The sequence below is a fragment of the Stieleria sp. genome (assembly GCF_041595215.1).
GTDB classification, from domain to species: domain Bacteria; phylum Planctomycetota; class Planctomycetia; order Pirellulales; family Pirellulaceae; genus Stieleria; species Stieleria magnilauensis.
Genome location: NZ_JBFHKV010000051.1, coordinates 1 through 16,361, shown reverse-complemented (window position 1 = coordinate 16,361; position 16,361 = coordinate 1). Strand labels below are relative to the sequence as shown.

The 16,361-nt window shown below is 59.6% G+C and carries 13 protein-coding genes; 8 read left to right on the top strand and 5 right to left on the bottom strand.

The window, feature by feature from the left end; genetic code table 11:
• The 3 genes from ABX749_RS03620 to ABX749_RS03610 all read right to left on the bottom strand — a co-directional run.
• On the bottom strand, positions 1-747 hold a 747-nt coding region (locus ABX749_RS03620), incomplete at its 3' end, for a CNNM domain-containing protein (RefSeq protein WP_372894802.1).
• Positions 744-2,117, bottom strand: coding sequence for a hemolysin family protein (locus ABX749_RS03615; protein ID WP_372894801.1), 1,374 nt, complete (start codon positions 2,115-2,117; stop codon positions 744-746). The genes ABX749_RS03615 and ABX749_RS03620, both read right to left, overlap by 4 nt.
• Positions 2,118-2,149: 32 nt before the next feature.
• Positions 2,150-3,145 (bottom strand): TrkA family potassium uptake protein, encoded by a 996-nt coding sequence (locus ABX749_RS03610; RefSeq protein WP_372894800.1) that lies wholly within the window; start codon positions 3,143-3,145, stop codon positions 2,150-2,152.
• Positions 3,146-3,328: 183 nt separating this feature from the next.
• On the opposite strand from ABX749_RS03610, the gene ABX749_RS03605 reads away from it, so the two are divergent.
• From ABX749_RS03605 to ABX749_RS03580, 6 genes are all read left to right on the top strand, one after another.
• Positions 3,329-3,664, top strand: coding sequence for an ArsR/SmtB family transcription factor (locus tag ABX749_RS03605; protein ID WP_372894799.1), 336 nt, complete (start codon positions 3,329-3,331; stop codon positions 3,662-3,664).
• Between the two features lie 123 nt (positions 3,665-3,787).
• Positions 3,788-4,342: a rhodanese-like domain-containing protein gene (locus tag ABX749_RS03600; protein ID WP_372894798.1), complete on the top strand. Its 555-nt coding sequence runs from the start codon at positions 3,788-3,790 to the stop codon at positions 4,340-4,342.
• A complete protein-coding gene (locus ABX749_RS03595; RefSeq protein ID WP_372894797.1) occupies positions 4,330-5,154 on the top strand; it encodes a sulfite exporter TauE/SafE family protein in 825 nt (274 codons plus the stop codon). Before ABX749_RS03600 ends, ABX749_RS03595 begins: the two co-directional genes overlap by 13 nt.
• Before the next feature lie 34 nt (positions 5,155-5,188).
• Complete coding sequence (locus ABX749_RS03590; protein WP_372894796.1) at positions 5,189-6,613, top strand: rhodanese-like domain-containing protein; 1,425 nt, start codon at positions 5,189-5,191, stop codon at positions 6,611-6,613.
• Positions 6,614-6,760: 147 nt separating this feature from the next.
• Positions 6,761-8,569, top strand: a complete 1,809-nt coding sequence (locus tag ABX749_RS03585) for a C45 family autoproteolytic acyltransferase/hydolase (RefSeq protein ID WP_372894795.1) — start codon at positions 6,761-6,763, stop codon at positions 8,567-8,569.
• A 131-nt stretch (positions 8,570-8,700) separates the two neighbouring features.
• Positions 8,701-10,347, top strand: coding sequence for a PAS domain S-box protein (locus ABX749_RS03580; protein ID WP_372894794.1), 1,647 nt, complete (start codon positions 8,701-8,703; stop codon positions 10,345-10,347).
• Here ABX749_RS03580 and ABX749_RS03575 read toward each other — a convergent pair.
• Both ABX749_RS03575 and ABX749_RS03570 read right to left on the bottom strand, forming a co-directional pair.
• Positions 10,266-12,368, bottom strand: coding sequence for a methyl-accepting chemotaxis protein (locus tag ABX749_RS03575; protein WP_372894793.1), 2,103 nt, complete (start codon positions 12,366-12,368; stop codon positions 10,266-10,268). The genes ABX749_RS03580 and ABX749_RS03575 overlap by 82 nt on opposite strands.
• Positions 12,365-14,164 (bottom strand): ABC transporter substrate-binding protein, encoded by a 1,800-nt coding sequence (locus ABX749_RS03570; protein WP_372894792.1) that lies wholly within the window; start codon positions 14,162-14,164, stop codon positions 12,365-12,367. Before ABX749_RS03570 ends, ABX749_RS03575 begins: the two co-directional genes overlap by 4 nt.
• Before the next feature lie 204 nt (positions 14,165-14,368).
• Here ABX749_RS03570 and ABX749_RS03565 point away from each other — a divergent pair, with 204 nt between their 5' ends.
• Together ABX749_RS03565 and ABX749_RS03560 are read left to right on the top strand one after the other, a co-directional pair.
• Positions 14,369-14,818 (top strand): FKBP-type peptidyl-prolyl cis-trans isomerase, encoded by a 450-nt coding sequence (locus tag ABX749_RS03565; RefSeq protein ID WP_372894791.1) that lies wholly within the window; start codon positions 14,369-14,371, stop codon positions 14,816-14,818.
• A 136-nt stretch (positions 14,819-14,954) separates the two neighbouring features.
• Positions 14,955-16,361 (top strand): hypothetical protein (locus tag ABX749_RS03560; protein WP_372894790.1); only part of this gene is annotated, 1,407 nt, incomplete at its 3' end.

Sequence of the window (16,361 nt, the reverse complement as noted above, 5' to 3'; positions counted from 1 at the left end):
GTTGTTGGTATCGCCCTGGTAGGCCGGTAACCGATGGAAGCCGCGACGGCGGACCAATTGGATGGCATCGTTGGTCGTTTTTTCGTTGTCGATGGCCACCATGTCGGCCACGGGAAACATCACATCGCCGACCGTCGTCTCGGAAAAGCGAATCGCGCGTTCGATTCGAAAGCGGTCAAAGACGGTGGTGTCCGAGGCGCGATCGGCCATTTCAATGACGCTGCGAAGTTGGTCGCGGGTGATAAACAAATGATGGGACGTCGCACCGCCGCCGGCCAGCCACGCGGCACCCCGCGCGATCCGCGAAAACAGATAAACGATCGGCGCAAAAATCCACGCAAACGCGCTGAGGGGAAAGACGACGATCGGCGCGATCCGGTCGGATTCCTGTTGATAGATACTCTTGGGCACGATCTCACCGAGAATCAGCAGCAACGGGGTGAAGAACACAAACGCATACAGGTCTCCCCATCGATTTCCGAAGAAATGGATGAACATCAAGGTCCCCAGCGTGGTCAGCACGACCGTCGAAATGTTCGTGCCGATCAGCGTCGTGGTCAGCAGCTTTTCGGGCCGCTTGAACAACTGCACAACGCGGTGGGCGCCGCGGTTGCCTTGCTTGGCCCGATGGGACAACTTGATTTTGTCGGCGTTGACCAGGGCGATTTCCGATCCGGAGAAAAACCCTTTCAGCAATAACATCAGAATCATCACCGGGATGATCCAGGCAAGGTCCAGTGTGCTCATTGGGTGGCTCCTGTTGCAGGCGCTTCGGAGGCCGTTTCTGCGCGGCAGACACGGACCCGCGCGATTCGGTGCTCGTCCATTTCCAAGACCGTGATGGCGACCCCATCGACGATGACCTGGTCGCCGATGCAGGGCAGCCGATCGATGTGACGAAACGCGACGCCGGCGATGGTGGTCATGCGGGGATCGTGAAGATCAAAGTTCGTGACACGGTCGAGTTCGCCCAGTTTCGTGTCGCCGGGGGCCTCGTAGGTGCTCGGCCCGATCTGCACGATTCGCTGCTGGGCGTCGGTCCGGTGTGCCAGCGATCCGAAAATCGAACGCAACACGTCGTTGACGGTGATGAACCCCGCGACGCCACCGAATTCATTCAGCACGGCGGCGGCGCGGGCTTTGCTCTTGACGAAGAAGTCAAACATTTCATCGACGGTCTTGGTCAACGGCACGACAATCGGCGGGCGAACGATGTCCTCCACCGCCAACTTCGAATAGTCGGCACCCTCCAGGTGCAGCCGAACGATGTCGTCATCGTGCAGGAAGCCGATCAGGTTGTCGCGGTGATTGCGGTACACCGGGACACGTGAATGCCGTTCCTGGCTGAATCGATGGATGATCTCTGCCACACCCGCATCTGCATTCAAAAAGAACGTGCTGGTGCGCGGAGTCATGATTTTTACGATCTCGGTGGCGCCGGCGGACAGCAGGTTGTTGATCAGCGTTCGTGCGGTGACATTCAGCTTCCCCGTCTCGACGACGTCCTCGATCACGCTGCGAAATTCGTCGATCTGAAGAATGTTGGACGGTTCGCGTTGTGGTCCGACGATCCAAGTCGTGATGCGGTCCGAAACGATGCGAACCAGCCAACGGATCGGCCCGATCAAACGCACCCACCGCCACAGCGGGCCGGCGACGACTCCCGCACTGATCCGCCGGGGATTGGTGACCGCGATCGTCTTGGGGGTCACCTCGCCGACCAACAACAGCAAGGGAAACATGACCAATACCGCAATCCATCCCGCTTTGGCTTCCCCGTAGAGTGCGACCAGAATCCCGGTCATGTTGGCGACCGCCGCGATGTTCACCAGTTCGTTTCCGCACAGAATCGAAACGATCAGACGCCGCGGTTCGTCCAGCAGTGCCTGCAGTTTTTCGGCGTGTCGATGCCTCGTTTGACGTAAGTATTGAAAGTCCACGTGGGAGAGGGAAAACAGCGCCGTCTCAGAACCGGAGAAGAACGCCGAACCAAACAGCAGGATCACCTGAATCAGATAACGTAGCAACATGTCCGTCTGGAACACCTGCGAGGTATCCAACGCAAAGTAGTCGGCAATCGTCTGCCAACTGCTGACGGCGGGAATCAGTTCGTTCATGGTTTCTCGCGGGGCATCTCTCCGGTCGTCCGTTACGAGGAGAGTTGTTCGCTGGTCAGGAACTGGGACACGGCAGAAACTTTCCCGAGGGCGATCAACACGTCATCGGGGCGAATGATCGTCTCCGCCGTTGGCGGCAGCAGGATCTCCCCGTCGGCCCGTCGGATGGCGACGATGATGACCCCGCGGTTACGAAAATCGGTTGCCGACAGCGGATGATTCGCGCACGGCGATTCGGCCGTCACACGGATCTCGGCCAGGTCCAACGCGGTGCCCGAACCGGTGCCGGTGACGAACTCGAAAAAGTCTTCGACCTGTGGATTGATCAGCAGTTGCGCCATCGTCGCGGCACCGGAGCTGAGCAGACTGACCACGCGGTTGGCGCCTGCCTTTTCCATCTTGTGCGCACTGTCCTCGTCCATCGCACGAACAATGATCTGCAACGTTGGCGCGATCAGGCGGGCCGACAACACGACGTACAGGTTGTCGGCATCGCTGTCCAAGACGACCGCCATGCCGCGGGCGCGCTCGATGCCGGCGTCCAGCAGCGTGCGGTCGCTGGTCGCGTCGTCACGCACGCAGGGCCATCCGAGCTCTTCGCAGCGGGCCAGTTTTTCCTCGTTGTGGTCGATGACAACGAACTTTAACTTTCGCTCGGCCAGGTGGCGACAAAGCGTCCGCCCCATGCGGCCAAAGCCGCAGATAATGAAATGGTCCTTCATCGCCTTCAATGCCGAGTTCATACCTCGTCTCCTCAACCAAGTTCTTAATTCGGCGCGTACAATCATTTCGCCGAATTGCACGACGGCGAATAGAAACACACCCAATCCAAAGACCAGATAGACCATCACGAAGATGCGGCCTCTGGCCGTCAGCGGACGGACTTCGTCGTAACCCACCGTGCTCAACGTGATCACCGTCATGTACGCCGAATCCAGCAGCGACCACCCTTCCACCAACCAAAACCAGCCGACACCGACCAGCGTCAAGATCACAAGCACGGTGATGGTCCAAGCCAGTCGACGCATAGATTCTCAAGTGGTGGAGGGATTTCATAGGCAAACTGCCGGCCTCGCAGCCACCAGCATACGCGGTCCGTCGTGACCTTGCTCCATCGGTTCGGAGACAAAAACCTGCGTTTCGGCCGAGAATAATTCATTGACATCTCGTGACATGGCGATATATTGAATTAAGAGAACCACGGAGAAGTGATGGCCACAAGAACGAACCCCCAAGAACAGACCAAACCGCCTGGGCATGTCGGTGACTTTGTCGCGGCCGCAGAGTGCCTGAAAACGCTCGCCCACCCGGTCCGACTGCGGATCGTCCAGTTGTTGCTGCACGGTCGTTATACCGTCGGCGAAATCGCCCAGGACTGTGAGATCCAGGACAACGTGGCGTCGGAGCACTTGCGGCTGTTGCAACGCTGTGGGTTTTTGGTCAGTCAACGGGAAGGCCGAAAGGTTTACTACCAAGTCGCCGAACCCCACCTGGCCCAATTGATGGCGTGCATCGAAGGAAGGTTTTTGACCTGCGGAATGGAATAGCACGGCCCCCATCGCTCCGCCGATCCACGGCACTCATGGATCGCCCGTTGCGAACATGACATATCGTCGCCTTGCGAGGTGGTGATCTATTGGAATCACAATCGGAAACGACAGGAGAATCGAATGCAGACCATTGATGTGAAGCGTATGGCCGAAGAACTGCAACGCACCGAAATCGACGTCATCGACGTCCGCATGCCGACGGAGTATCGCGCCGTCCACGCGGAGTGTGCGCGGAACGTTCCGTTGGAATCGCTTGACCCCCGCCGGGTGATGTCCGATCGAAACGGGGCTGCCGATCGGCCTTTGTATGTCATCTGTCGCGGTGGGAACCGTTCGAAACAGGCGTGCCAGAGATTCATCGACGCGGGGTTTGAAAACGTGGTCAACGTCGAAGGCGGCACCTTGGCGTGGGACAAAGCGGGGCTACCTGTTGTGCGGGGCAAGAAATCGTTGCCGCTAGGGCAGCAGATGCAAATCACCGCCGGGACGTTGACGGTGTTGGGCGTGGTCTTGGCGCAGTTCGTGCACCCTGGCTTCGTGGCGCTCTCCGCGTTCATCGGGGCGGGTTTGGTGTTCGCCGGGCTGACGGGTTACTGCCCGATGTCATCGATGATCGCCAAGATGCCCTGGAACCAGTGTGGCGACGGAGGTTGCGAAGGGTCATGTTCGGCCTAGCCATCCTGTTCGGCAGTCTCGTCGGCTTTGCGTTGGGTTTGACCGGCGGCGGTGGCGGCGTGTTCGCGGTCCCGTTGTTGGTTTACGGCTTGGGGGTCGCACCGCGCGAGGCGGTCGGGATCTCGCTGGCGGCAGTCGGCGGCACGGCATTCTTTGGGGCGATTCCGCGGCTGGTTCGCGGCGAAATCGAATTGCGAACGGGTTTCTTGTTCGCAATCGCCGGGATGCTGGGCGCGCCGCTGGGATCGTACCTGTCGAAGCTCGTTCCCGAGAACGTCTTGCTGGTGATGTTCGCGCTGCTGATGTTCGTCGTCGCGTCGCGGATGTGGGCCAAGGCCAAGAACCCGAAGGTGGCCAGCGGCGTTTGCACGACCGAAAGCGAACCGGGGCGGGACCGGAGCGCCTGTCAGCGGGACGCCGACGGGAAGTTGCGGTTGACCTCTCGGTGTGCCCGGTTGCTGGTCTACGTGGGGCTGATGACGGGCGTGCTGTCGGGCATGTTCGGCGTCGGTGGTGGGTTTGTGATCGTCCCGGCGCTGGTGTTGTTCAGTGGGATGGCGATCCATCAAGCCGTCGGAACGTCGCTGTTTGTGATCGTCCTGGTCAGCATCAGCGGGGTGGCATCGCACATCGTAGGCGGCAACGAATTGTCGCTGCAAACGACGCTGCAATTCCTGGTGGGTGGTTTTGCGGGCATGTGGCTGGGCGGCGTCGTCGCGACGCGTCTAAAAGGTCCCACGCTTCAAAAAACATTTTCGATCGCGGTCGTGTTGGTCGCGGTCTTTGTGATCTTCAAATCAGTGGTGTTGTAATCCAAACCCGTCACTTCAGGAGGGAACACGAATCATGTTGCTCAAGTATTTTTACGACCAGAAACTCGCCCACGCGTCTTACATGGTCGGCTGCCAACGGGCCGGCGTGGCCGTGGTCGTAGATCCCGGCCGCGACATCGAAGAGTACCTGGCGATGGCGGATCAAGAAGGGTTCAAAGTCACCGCGGTCGCCGAGACACACATTCATGCCGACTATGTTTCCGGGGCCCGTGAGCTTGCCGACCGTGTCGGCGCCAAACTGTACGTGTCCGATGAAGGTCCGGATGAGTGGAAGTACCAATTTCTCGACGGATACGACAGCGAAGGTTTACACGACGGCGATCACTTCATGGTCGGCAACATCCGCTTCGACGTCATGCACACACACGGACACACGCCCGAAAGCATCTCATTCGTCTTGACCGACCAAGGCGGTGGTGCGGACAAACCGATGGGCATCTTCACCGGCGACTTTGTGTTCGTCGGTTCGATCGGGCGGCCGGATTTGCTCGAAGAAGCGGCGGGAATGGTGGGCACGGCGCAGAGCGGTGCCCGTGATCTGTTCGAGTCGGTCGAGCGGTTCAAGACGCTGCCGGATTATCTGCAAGTCTGGCCCGCCCATGGCGCCGGCAGCGCCTGCGGCAAGGGGCTCGGCGCGATCCCATCGTCCACGGTGGGTTACGAGAAACGGTTCAACCCCGCGCTTCAGTTCAGCGACGAAGAAGCATTCGTGCAATACATTCTGGCCGACCAGCCCGAGGCTCCCAAATACTTTGCGGTGATGAAACGTGTGAATAAAGAGGGCCCACGCATCCTCGGCAAGGGGCATCACCACAAGATGCTCGATGTCGACGGACTTGCCGATGCCGTCCGCTTGGGGACGGTGGTCGATCTGACGCCATCGCCGCAGTTTGCCCAGGGGCACGTTCCCGGGACGATCAACATTCCACTGGACATGCTGTCCGCTTGGGCGGGATGGCTGGTCGATTACGACCGGCCGGCGTACCTGATTTGCCGGCCCGAGCAATTGGAGGAAGCGGCTCGGGTGCTACACAAGATCGGCGTCGAAGAGATTGCGGGCGGCTACGATGTGGAAGCGGTGCGAGCATCCGGGATGGCGACCGAAACCTACGCCACCGGGTCGCCGGCCGAGTTGTCACACAGCATCGAATCGGGTGGCGTGCAACTGATCGATGTGCGGTCACAGGACGAATGGAATGCCGGGCACATCGATCAAGCCCGACATCACTTCCTGGGGCGATTGCCGGCCAGCGCCGAGCAGTTGCCACACGACCAGACGCTGGTCGTCCAGTGTCGCAGCGGTGCACGTTCGGCGATCGGAGCGAGCGTTTTGCAGGCCGCGGGTTTCAAAAACGTCGTCAATCTGAACGGCGGATACACCGCCTGGAAAGCCGACGGATTGCCGAGCGTGAAACCGCAACCGGCGATGAGCAGCTGACTGGTTGGTCCGTGGAGACGGCCGGATCGTGTACAATCGCGCCGGTTGGTATTGGCGGATTCTCATTTCTGGAGCGCGATCGTGGCAGGTTTTTCTCGGGGCACTCGCCGGCTTTGGTTCAGGCGTTTCTGTTTTCTTTATCCGACGATGCTGCTGGGGCTCATGTTGCTGTCCGGTTCGGCCCGCGGCGGCGATACCGGATCGACGATCGATCCGCTGGCCGCGAAATTGCAGCCGTATCTGGATCTGCTTTCAGGATCGCAGCAGGAATTTGAAATTCACTGCCGCGCGGACGTGCCGATCGATGGCGACGTGCAGACGATCAAGATTCGACTTGCCCGTTATGGAATCCATGCGTTCGATCTGGATCTGGAACACAAGGACTACGAGGCACGCATTCGCCGCCGCGAGGGTGCCACGGCATTCGCGCTGCCCAAACACGGCGTGGTGTTTGTCGGTCGAGGCGATGCGACGGTGGCCGATTCGCTGTCGCCCAGTGGATTGTCGCAACGATTGATTTCCACGCGGACGACGCTTTCAACGTACACGCCGTTGTTGGCGTCCCCGGACGCGGCTGCCATCACGGCCGCACTAAAGGCCTTTGCCGGCATCACCTATGATCCCGCGACGCGGCACGGACGCGCAGGCGACTCGGCAGCGTTTTCCTTTCAGTCCGGCGGTTCGCTGCAGGTCCGGGCGGATGATGTCCAGTTGGATCTGGTCCTTGCCGATCAACCCAGCACCATGGCCGGCGTGGACGACTGGCCCGCCATGAAACAGCTTGAAATCCCGCGAGACGAATTGGAGCGGACATTGGTCCGCGGGGTCCGGCGAGCGGTTGAGGTTTTGGCGCCGTCGAAGGTGCTGACGAGCCCGAGCAAGCGGGATCGGGAAACCGCCAACGGTCGGCTGCGGTGGATCGACGGGCATCGCGTCGTTTTGCTCTCCGGTTCACCCCGCGAAATCGGTCGCGCCCACGGCGAATTGTTGACCGACGAAGCGCAGGCCTGCATCGACTCGGTGCTGCACGCGTTCGGCGTCGTGCAAACGATTCGCACGGGCCGATGGTTCCGCCACGACTTGGATGCCGCCTTCGCACGATTGTCGCCACACATCCCCGATCGGCATCGAATCGAGACGCGGGCGATGGCCCGGGCACTCGGACTGGATGAAGATTTGGTTGATTCGCTGAACGTCTTTCCGGAACTGTTTCATTGCAGCGGCTTTGCGGTCTTCGGCGAGGCGACGCGAGATGGCAAGCTTTACCATGGTCGGGTGCTGGATTACATGACCACCATCGGCTTGCAAGATTCGGCGACCACCTTCATTGTTGCCGCCGACGGGCAGATTCCTTTTGCCAACGTCGGATACGCCGGTTTCATCGGCAGCGTCAGCGGGATGAACGCCCAGGCCATCTCGCTCGGCGAAATGGGTGGCGGCGGCGAAGGCCGCTGGGACGGTGTGCCCATGGCGACGTTGATGCGGCGGGCGCTCGAAGAGTGCAGCACACTCGATGAAGTGATCGCGTTGTGGCGTGACAGCCCCCGGACCTGCGAATATTACTATGTCTTCGCCGATGGCAAGACCAATCGCGCCGTCGGTGTCGCCGCCGACCCCGACTCGATCGAGTTCATTCAGCCGGGCCAAGCCGATCGACGACTGGGCGAAGGCATCCAGGACGCCGTCGTCCTTTCAGCGGGTGATCGTCTGAAAGTCCTGCGGCAGCGAGTTCAAGAAAAGTATGGTCAGATCGATGCCGACGTGGGCAAATGGCTGATGAGCCGACCGGTCGCGATGCAGTCGAATCTGCACAACGTGCTGTTTGTTCCCGCCGATCAAGTGATGTACGTGTCCAACGCCGACCACCGACACCCCGCCGCAGAACGCCCCTATGTTCGTTTGGATCTGCGTGAACTGTTGACGTTAGCTCCCTCCGTGAATCATCCGCGCCGATGATGAGTTTCGCTGCTGTAGCAGCACCTGGCTGACTTCACGTTTGATCGGATGCGAGAACGGCAACGTTTGCGTGGGACAATTCTGCTATGCTAGGCGGATTAGCACCCAAGATACGGTGTCATCGTGCGGCCATGGATGAATTAAAAAACGAAATCGAATCGCTGCGCACGCAGCTGGCTGAGTTCGAATCGGCGAACCGACCAGGCCAGCCGACGACGAGCGAGCACTATCAGTCACAGTTGCTCGATAGCGTGCAAGAATCGGTCATCGGCACCAACCTGGACGGCGAGGTGACGTACTGGGGACGCGGCGCCCAGGAGTTGTACGGCTACACGCCGGAAGAGGTCTTGGGTAAACCCGTCACGTTTATCGTCGAGCCGGAGGAAGAGCGGGTCGAACGTGAACGCATGCGGCAGGTCTTTGAGACCGGATCTTGGAAAGGCGTGTATCAGCAGCGGCGAAAAGACGGATCCAGGTTTTGGGCATCCACGATCATTTCGCTGGTCACCGACAAGTCCGGGAACCCGACCGGCTTCATCGGAATCGACATTGATATCACCGACCAAAAGCGAGCGAACGAGGAACTCGACCAGCTGAATCTGGCGATTGAGAATGCGATGCAAGGCATCTCGCGGCTGGACCGGGAGGGGCGTTTCATCATGGTCAAGCCGCAGTACGCCGAGATGTTGGGGTATCAGCCCGAGGAGTTGCTCGGCCAGTCCTGGACGGTGACCGTCCCCGACGACGGTGTACCGCTGGCCCGCGAAGGCTATGAGACGATGTTGCGTGAGGGCCGTGCCACGCTGGAATGCCGCGCGCGGCGTAAAGACGGATCGGTGTTCTTCAAGCAATTGTTGTTGGTGAAAACCTTCGATGCGGGAGGCGAGCACGACGGCCACTATTGTTTCATGAGTGATGTCACCCAGCGCAAGCAGGCGGAAAATCAGCTCCGCGAAAAAGAGGCCCAGCTCGCGCATGTGTCGCGGCTTTCGACGATGGGAGAGTTGGTCGCCGGTATTGCGCACGAGGTCAATCAACCGCTTTACGCGATTGCCAACTTTGCGGCCGTCGCCGAGAAGAAGCTCGAAAACTGCCCGGACGAATTGGGGCAAACGCTGCAAGAATTGAATCGCCTGATCGCCGAGCAGGCGGTGCGAGCCGGCGAGATCATCCGGCGTTTGCGAGCGTTCGTGGGCAAAACCGATGGAGTCCGTTCCACGCTGGACATGAATGTGGTGATTCGCGATGCGGTGGCAATTCTGACGCCAATGACACACGTCGCGGACGCATCGATCCGTCTGGAATTGTCGCCCGCGCCGATCGTCGTCCATGCCGATCGCGTGCAGTTGGAGCAAGTCGTCGTCAATCTGGTTCGCAACGGACTTGAAGCGGTCACCGGCCGTGAACTCCGTAGGATCACGGTACGGACCGCCGTGGACGAATCAAGGGTCCAGGTCTCGGTGGAGGACACGGGGATTGGCGTGCCGGAGCAGGAGCAGGACCAATTGTTTGACGCGTTCTTCACGTCCAAACAAGACGGGCTGGGGATGGGGTTGTCGATCAGCCGCACGATCGTCGAAGCCCACGACGGCCGGATCTGGGCGACCCCGCATCGGCAGGGCGGATTGGTGGTCCATTTCACCTTGCCGCACTCGCCGGGAGAGTCCAATGCTCAGGCCGAAACTCAGGCCGAAACTCAGGCCGAATGCGATGCCGGGGTAAGTCGGTCGACCGAGGCATCGTCTGCCAACAGTTCGGCCAAACGACTTCCCAGATGATTCAAGTCTTCGGCCGAATGGGCGGTTTGGTGAGTGGCCGCCATCGCCTGCCGGGTTGTCCGATCGATCTGGTTCATCGACTCGGTGATCTGGTCCATGCTGGTCGCTTGCTGGCTGGACGCGGTCACGATCCGCGTGGCAACGCGTGATGCCTCGCCGACCATGGTCACCAACGCTTCGATCGTCTGCTCGGCTTTGACGACGACACCGCTGGCATCGCCGACCGATTGCGTGCCCTGTTCGGTCGCCAGCACCGCGTGGTTGGTGGCATGCTGAATCTCGCTCAAGATCTCGCGGATTTGGCCGGTGGATTGCCTGGCTTGTTGGGCCAGCGATTTGACCTCCGCGGCGACGACCGAAAACCCCTTGCCGGCTTCGCCCGCGCGGGAGGCTTCAATGGCCGCGTTGAGTGCCAGCAGATTCGTTTGGTCGGCGATTTCGTTGACGGTCGTGATGATTTCTCCGATCGCTTGTGCGCGTTCGGCCAACATCAGAATGCTGTCGGCGGTCGATTCGACCCGTTCCCGCACGGTGTTCATCGAAACCCGGGTGTCTTCAATCGCCTTGCGTCCCGAGCGTCCGACTTCGTCGGCCCGCCGCGAGGCTTCGGCAACCTCGTTGGCCAGATGCATGGACTCCTGGGCCGTTCGGGCGGCTTCTTCCACGGCCGAAGACGTTTGCGTGACCGCGCTGGCCTGTTCTTCGATCCCCAGGGATTGCTGTTTCATGGTCGCGGAGATTTCGGAACTGGCGACCGACAGGTGGCTGACGGTTTCCCGAATGGCTTCAAACAATCGCGTTCGTTCCTGCTCGTCTTGTTTGCGACGCTCGATGTCTTGGAGCGTCGCGATAAAGATCCGTTCTCCTGAAAACTCCATTTGGGTCACTCGCAGCGCGATGGGGACCTGGCGGCCCTGCTTGTCCACGCCGTAGGCTTCACTCTCATCGCCATGGCGATCGGATCGGGGGGCTCGGCCCGTGGCGGTGGTGGTGGCAGTGGCGGCGGTCGAAGCGGGGGCGCGGCCGTTGAATCGAAAGCTGGGGATGATGGCGGTGACCGCCTGCCCACGCAACTCCGACGCCCGGTATTTCAACAGCGATTCGCAGGACGCGTTGAGCGATTGGATGGTGCCCTTGGCATCGATCGTCAGGATGCCATCGGCCGTCGAATTTAAGATCGCTTGGGTGCGTTTCTCGGCCACGTCCAGTTTTTCCATCGCCGCGTGCATGTTCCCGATCATCGTGTTGAAGGCGCGTGCGAGCGCGCCGAGTTCGTCGTTGGAATGAACATCAATGCGTTCGTCCAACGCCTCGCCGATCGTCGCACTCGACGCGTGCTCGGCGATCTTTGATGCCGTCTTCTTCAACGTTTCGATCGGACCGACGATCCTGCGGGTGGTGATGAAACCGAATCCGCCGATCAGTGCGGTGGCGATCACAATCGCCAAGATGAACACGAGGAAGGCATTGTCGGCAATCTTGCCGGCCGACTGATTGACGGCTTCGGCGTCGGCGATGATCGCCTGCTGCCAACCTTGCACGTGGTCGTTGACCACCTGGAATTGTTCGTTTTCCGCCCGGATCGCATTGATGAACGCCTCCTCACGGTATCCGCCCATGACCTTGTCGACGGTGAAATCTTTGATCTCGCGGTAGTCCTCCCAGCTGGCGCGGAGGTTCTGGAACGCTTCCTTCTCACGTCGGCTGTTCGCCGCAAGGTCCCACTGGTTGAACGTCTGGTCCAGCCGATTGGTCAGCAATCGCTGCTCGTCGTTGAGTTGCTCCTGCAGTTCCAAATTCGGCGCCATCACCATCGTCAGCGTCAGTTGCCTGAGTTCGCTGAGCGGATCGGTGATGTTCAATGCGCCCTTTTGAAACTGTTCGGCCGACAAGCGAACACGGTCGACCGAATCGTGAATTCTCTTGTTGCTGACGATGCCGAAGATGCCCACCGCACAGAACGCGACGACAGAAATCCCCACCAGCAGCAACAGTTTTCCCAGTACGCCTCGGTTTTTCATGGGCTCTCTCCGGCGTCGAATTGAATGCGCGTCACTTTCATCGGCTCTTTTCTTGCTTCCGGGTAAGCCCCCTTGCGGACCGACCAGTGCTGGTCAGTCACCTGGATTTTCCACAGCGGATAACAGGCCATGCGGTACGGTTTGAACCCGACTTCTTTGTTGACCGCAAAGACATTGTTTGGCGTTGGCACGAACAGCATGTAGGCCTGGTCGTAGACGCGTTTGACAATCTTGTAGGTGATCTCGTCGAATCCCGGATCTTCGACACTCGCCTGGAACATCTCTTCGATGTAACCATCAAGAACCGGATCCGGAAAAATCGTGCTCCAAACGTTGTGCGTCCGATAGACGAGAAAGGCGGTGAAGGGATGGTTGAAAAACCAGTCGTCGTTGCCCCACACCAACAGATCCCATTGGACTTCGTTTTGATCTCGATTGGTGGTCAGTAACGGATCAAAGATTTCCTTTTCGCTTTTGACTTCCTCGATGTCCAACGTCACGCCGACGTAGCCCAATTGGGTTTCGATGCTGCGCCACAAGTCCATGTAGCGGTTTTGCGTCAGGACTTTGAGACGCAGCCCGTTGAGCCGCCGTTTCAATTGAGCTCGCTTGGCGGCATCGTACGGGTCTTCTAATTCGGAGTACGGCTTCAACAACTGGGTGGCTTTCCGCATGCCGGGAAAGAAGGGTGACGCCTGGGTCGGAGACAACGTGGCTTCACGATCGAAGACGAAGTGCCAGAGATTGCGTTGGTGCAAGGCTTCGTTGAGTGCGCGGCGGACGTCAACCTCCAACAGCTTGGGATTGCCGTTGATCAGGTTCATGTGGATCGCGATGTTGTTCGTCGTCGGCGAGGTGACGAGTTTGGCATATGGAGACAGGATCGTGTCGACTTTGTATTCCGGCGGGATGAAGGCGATGTCCAACTCGCCCTCGGTTTCCAAGACGCTGTTCTTCGCCCGCCGACTGTCCAGTTCCGTGAATACGGTGATCGTTTCGATTTTGGGATACCGCTGGTCCCAATAGTTCGGGTTCGCTTTGAGGACGGCTTTAGGGGTTTGGCGATCGCCTTCGACGTAACCTTCGGTCAAGATGTAGGGGCCCAGGCCGTAGGGTCCGGGAGCGGAAAGATTGGGGCAGGTTGCCTTTCCATTCCATCCATTGAGCTTCAGGTATTCGTCACTGTAGAACTGCATCCAGATCAGATCGTTCATGAAACAGCCGTACTTTTCTTTCAGCAAGAACCTGACCGTGAACTCGTCGACTTTTTCGCAGCGGTCAAAGACCTGGTCGATTTTGCTGTAAAGCGTGGGAGCCAGTTTGAAGGCGTCCATGTTCCTGACCACCGCATCGGCATCGAAACGCGTCCCATCCTGAAACTGAACGCCTTGGCGGAGTTTGAATTCGTAGGTGGTGTCGTCGATCTGCTCATGCGACGTCGCCATGTCGTAATCCCAGCCCCGGGCATTGTCGCTGGGCTTGATCATCGCACCGTTGATGGCGTGCGAGAGGTAGATGTAGGGCAGACTGGGAATGAAAACCTTGACGTGCGAGCCGGGGACCAGACGGTCCACGAACCGCTGGCCGGCATCGTCGTCTCTCAATCTGACCGGCTGGATGCGCTGCCGTGCCGCCGGCTGACCCAATGCCGGCTGACCGAGCGCCGGCTGACCGAGCGCCGATTGCCCCAGTGCCGGCTGACACAGTGCCGGCTGGCCCGGCGGCCACGCAAACCACATCGCAGCCATCAGGGTGCACAGCACCCCGAGGCGATTTTCCAAGGTTGTTGAACTCATTGGAGCACCTTTGGCTCGTGGGACACGCACTCCCCCTCCGTTTATGATAGCTGCTGGCCGTATCCGATGATGCGATTTCTACCGGGCTTGTGAAAGGCTTTCCCGTGAATCTATGCTTTGTCCGGCCCGATGGCCGTTCTCCGCGCGTGCCCGAATCGGTCGCCCTTTTTTCTGCTTTTGAAACTTTCGTCAGGATCGCACACCATGCACACCGTTGGGATGTCACGGGTCGGCTTACTTTGCATGGCTCTCTGTTTGGCGACCGGATGTTCCGGATTGATGCCCGGTCCGGGGCCGGCCGACGCGGACGCGCCGCAGGAGTTTACGACGACGAAATCAGGGCTGAAGTATCGGGTGTTGCGTCGGTCAGACGGAAAGAAAGCTCAGCCCGGTGGCCATGTGCGTGTCCATTACTTGGGAAAACTGGATGACGGAACCGTCTTCGACAGCTCTTATTCGCAGGGAGAGCCGGTGATTTTCTCGCTTCAAAAAGTCGTCCCGGGATTCACCGAAGGGTTGCAGTTGGTCGGTGAAGGCGGAATGATCGAGTTGGAGATTCCAGCCGAATTGGGCTACGGTGAGGATGGCCGCGCGCCCCTCATTCCGCCCAACGCCACACTCCATTTTGTCGTGGAAGTGATTCGCGTCTTCTGAACGCACGATTTGGCGATTCCGAAGATTTTGCACACGCTGTCGTTCGCCACGGGCTCCCTGATGCCATAGGCTGAACCGTCGAGAATGAGCTTTCGGCTCACGACTCGCGTTGCATCTCGTTCCAGGAACCGCTGTCATGTGCCATCGAACACTCCCATTCTGGCCGATCGGATCTCGATTTGTCGCCTGTCTGGTCACGCTGCCGTTGCTGACGGTTTCGGGCAAGGCCGAGACGGTCGTCGGTGACACGTCACATGGCCGGATCGCCGACGGACCACTGCATGCCTACGTCGGGACCATTGCACTACCGGCCGATGGCCTGTGGCGAATCCGGACGCCCGAGTCCCACGCTGCTGTCCGCGAGTTGTACCTGATGCCGACCGAACCCTCGCGGCTGCGGCAGCTGGGCAAGCGGATGTACGCGGCATTGGAAGAACGTCAAATCCGAAACGGTCGCTGGCAGGTGCAAATGGGGTTCGAGGCCTGTCGTCAGTACGCCCAGGACGGACAGGGCGTGGGACCAGGCTCGATCGCCGACTTGGCCAAGGACAAACGGTGGGACTACGTGGCACAGCGTTGGGGGACCGCCAATTTCCGGATCGAGGAGCTCACCGATTTCATCGACAGCGAGCCGCTGGAAGGTCCCTTTGTTCATTTGATCCCCAACGTCCGGTTCCAGTTTTCCCCGTCCCAACCGAAGCAGCGACAAACCGTCGCGCGCGAGAATCGATCCGTCTTGGCGTTCCAAGTGCGCCCGTTTGTCGACGACGGAAAACACTGGGTGCTGTACACCGACGGCCAATGCGAACGCGTCGCCATTGACCCGCAATTGATTCAAGCCCAGCAGGTGAAGATTCGCCCGATCATCAACCGTGACAGCGCCAAACTCGCCGCCGAGCAACCCAACTTGCAGTACCGATTGGTGCTGGTGTCCGGCGAACCGCTTGTCCAACCGCTGGAACTGCAGGTCGACAACCAAGTGCTGAACACTCAGCAGACGATTCGGTGGGACGCCACAAACGGATCCGAATCGTCCTACGCGGACCTGCGCCAGCGACTGGCCGACGCCAGGAAATTCGCGTGGAGACCCTACGCGATCGCAGCCGACGGGGGTGTGTTACAGGTCTGGGATCAGACGGGCCGGACCGCTCAGCCGGACGCCGATCCGCCACGCAATCTCTCGACGTTTTCCGTCTTGGGAGGCCGCGCCGCCATCGAAGAAACCCTTCAACTGCAACAGCTGCGCGCGACCGATTCGGGCCAAGCGGCGACGATCGATGTGGATTCACTTGCGGGTGTCGAAGTCAAATCGCATCCGTTCGAAAAGATGTTGGACGGGCAGCCGGGCGGCAGTCTCGACATGGCCCGTTGTGTGCCGCCGGACCGTTTCTTTGTTTACGTGGGCAAACCCGAGTCGATTTCGGCGTTGCTGGATACCGGGGCACCCTTCATCGCCAGCATCGGTACCACGCTGACGGGCAATTGCCTTCAGTACAACCTGCAATCGCGTTATCTCGCACGACTGGGAATGACCCGGGATTGG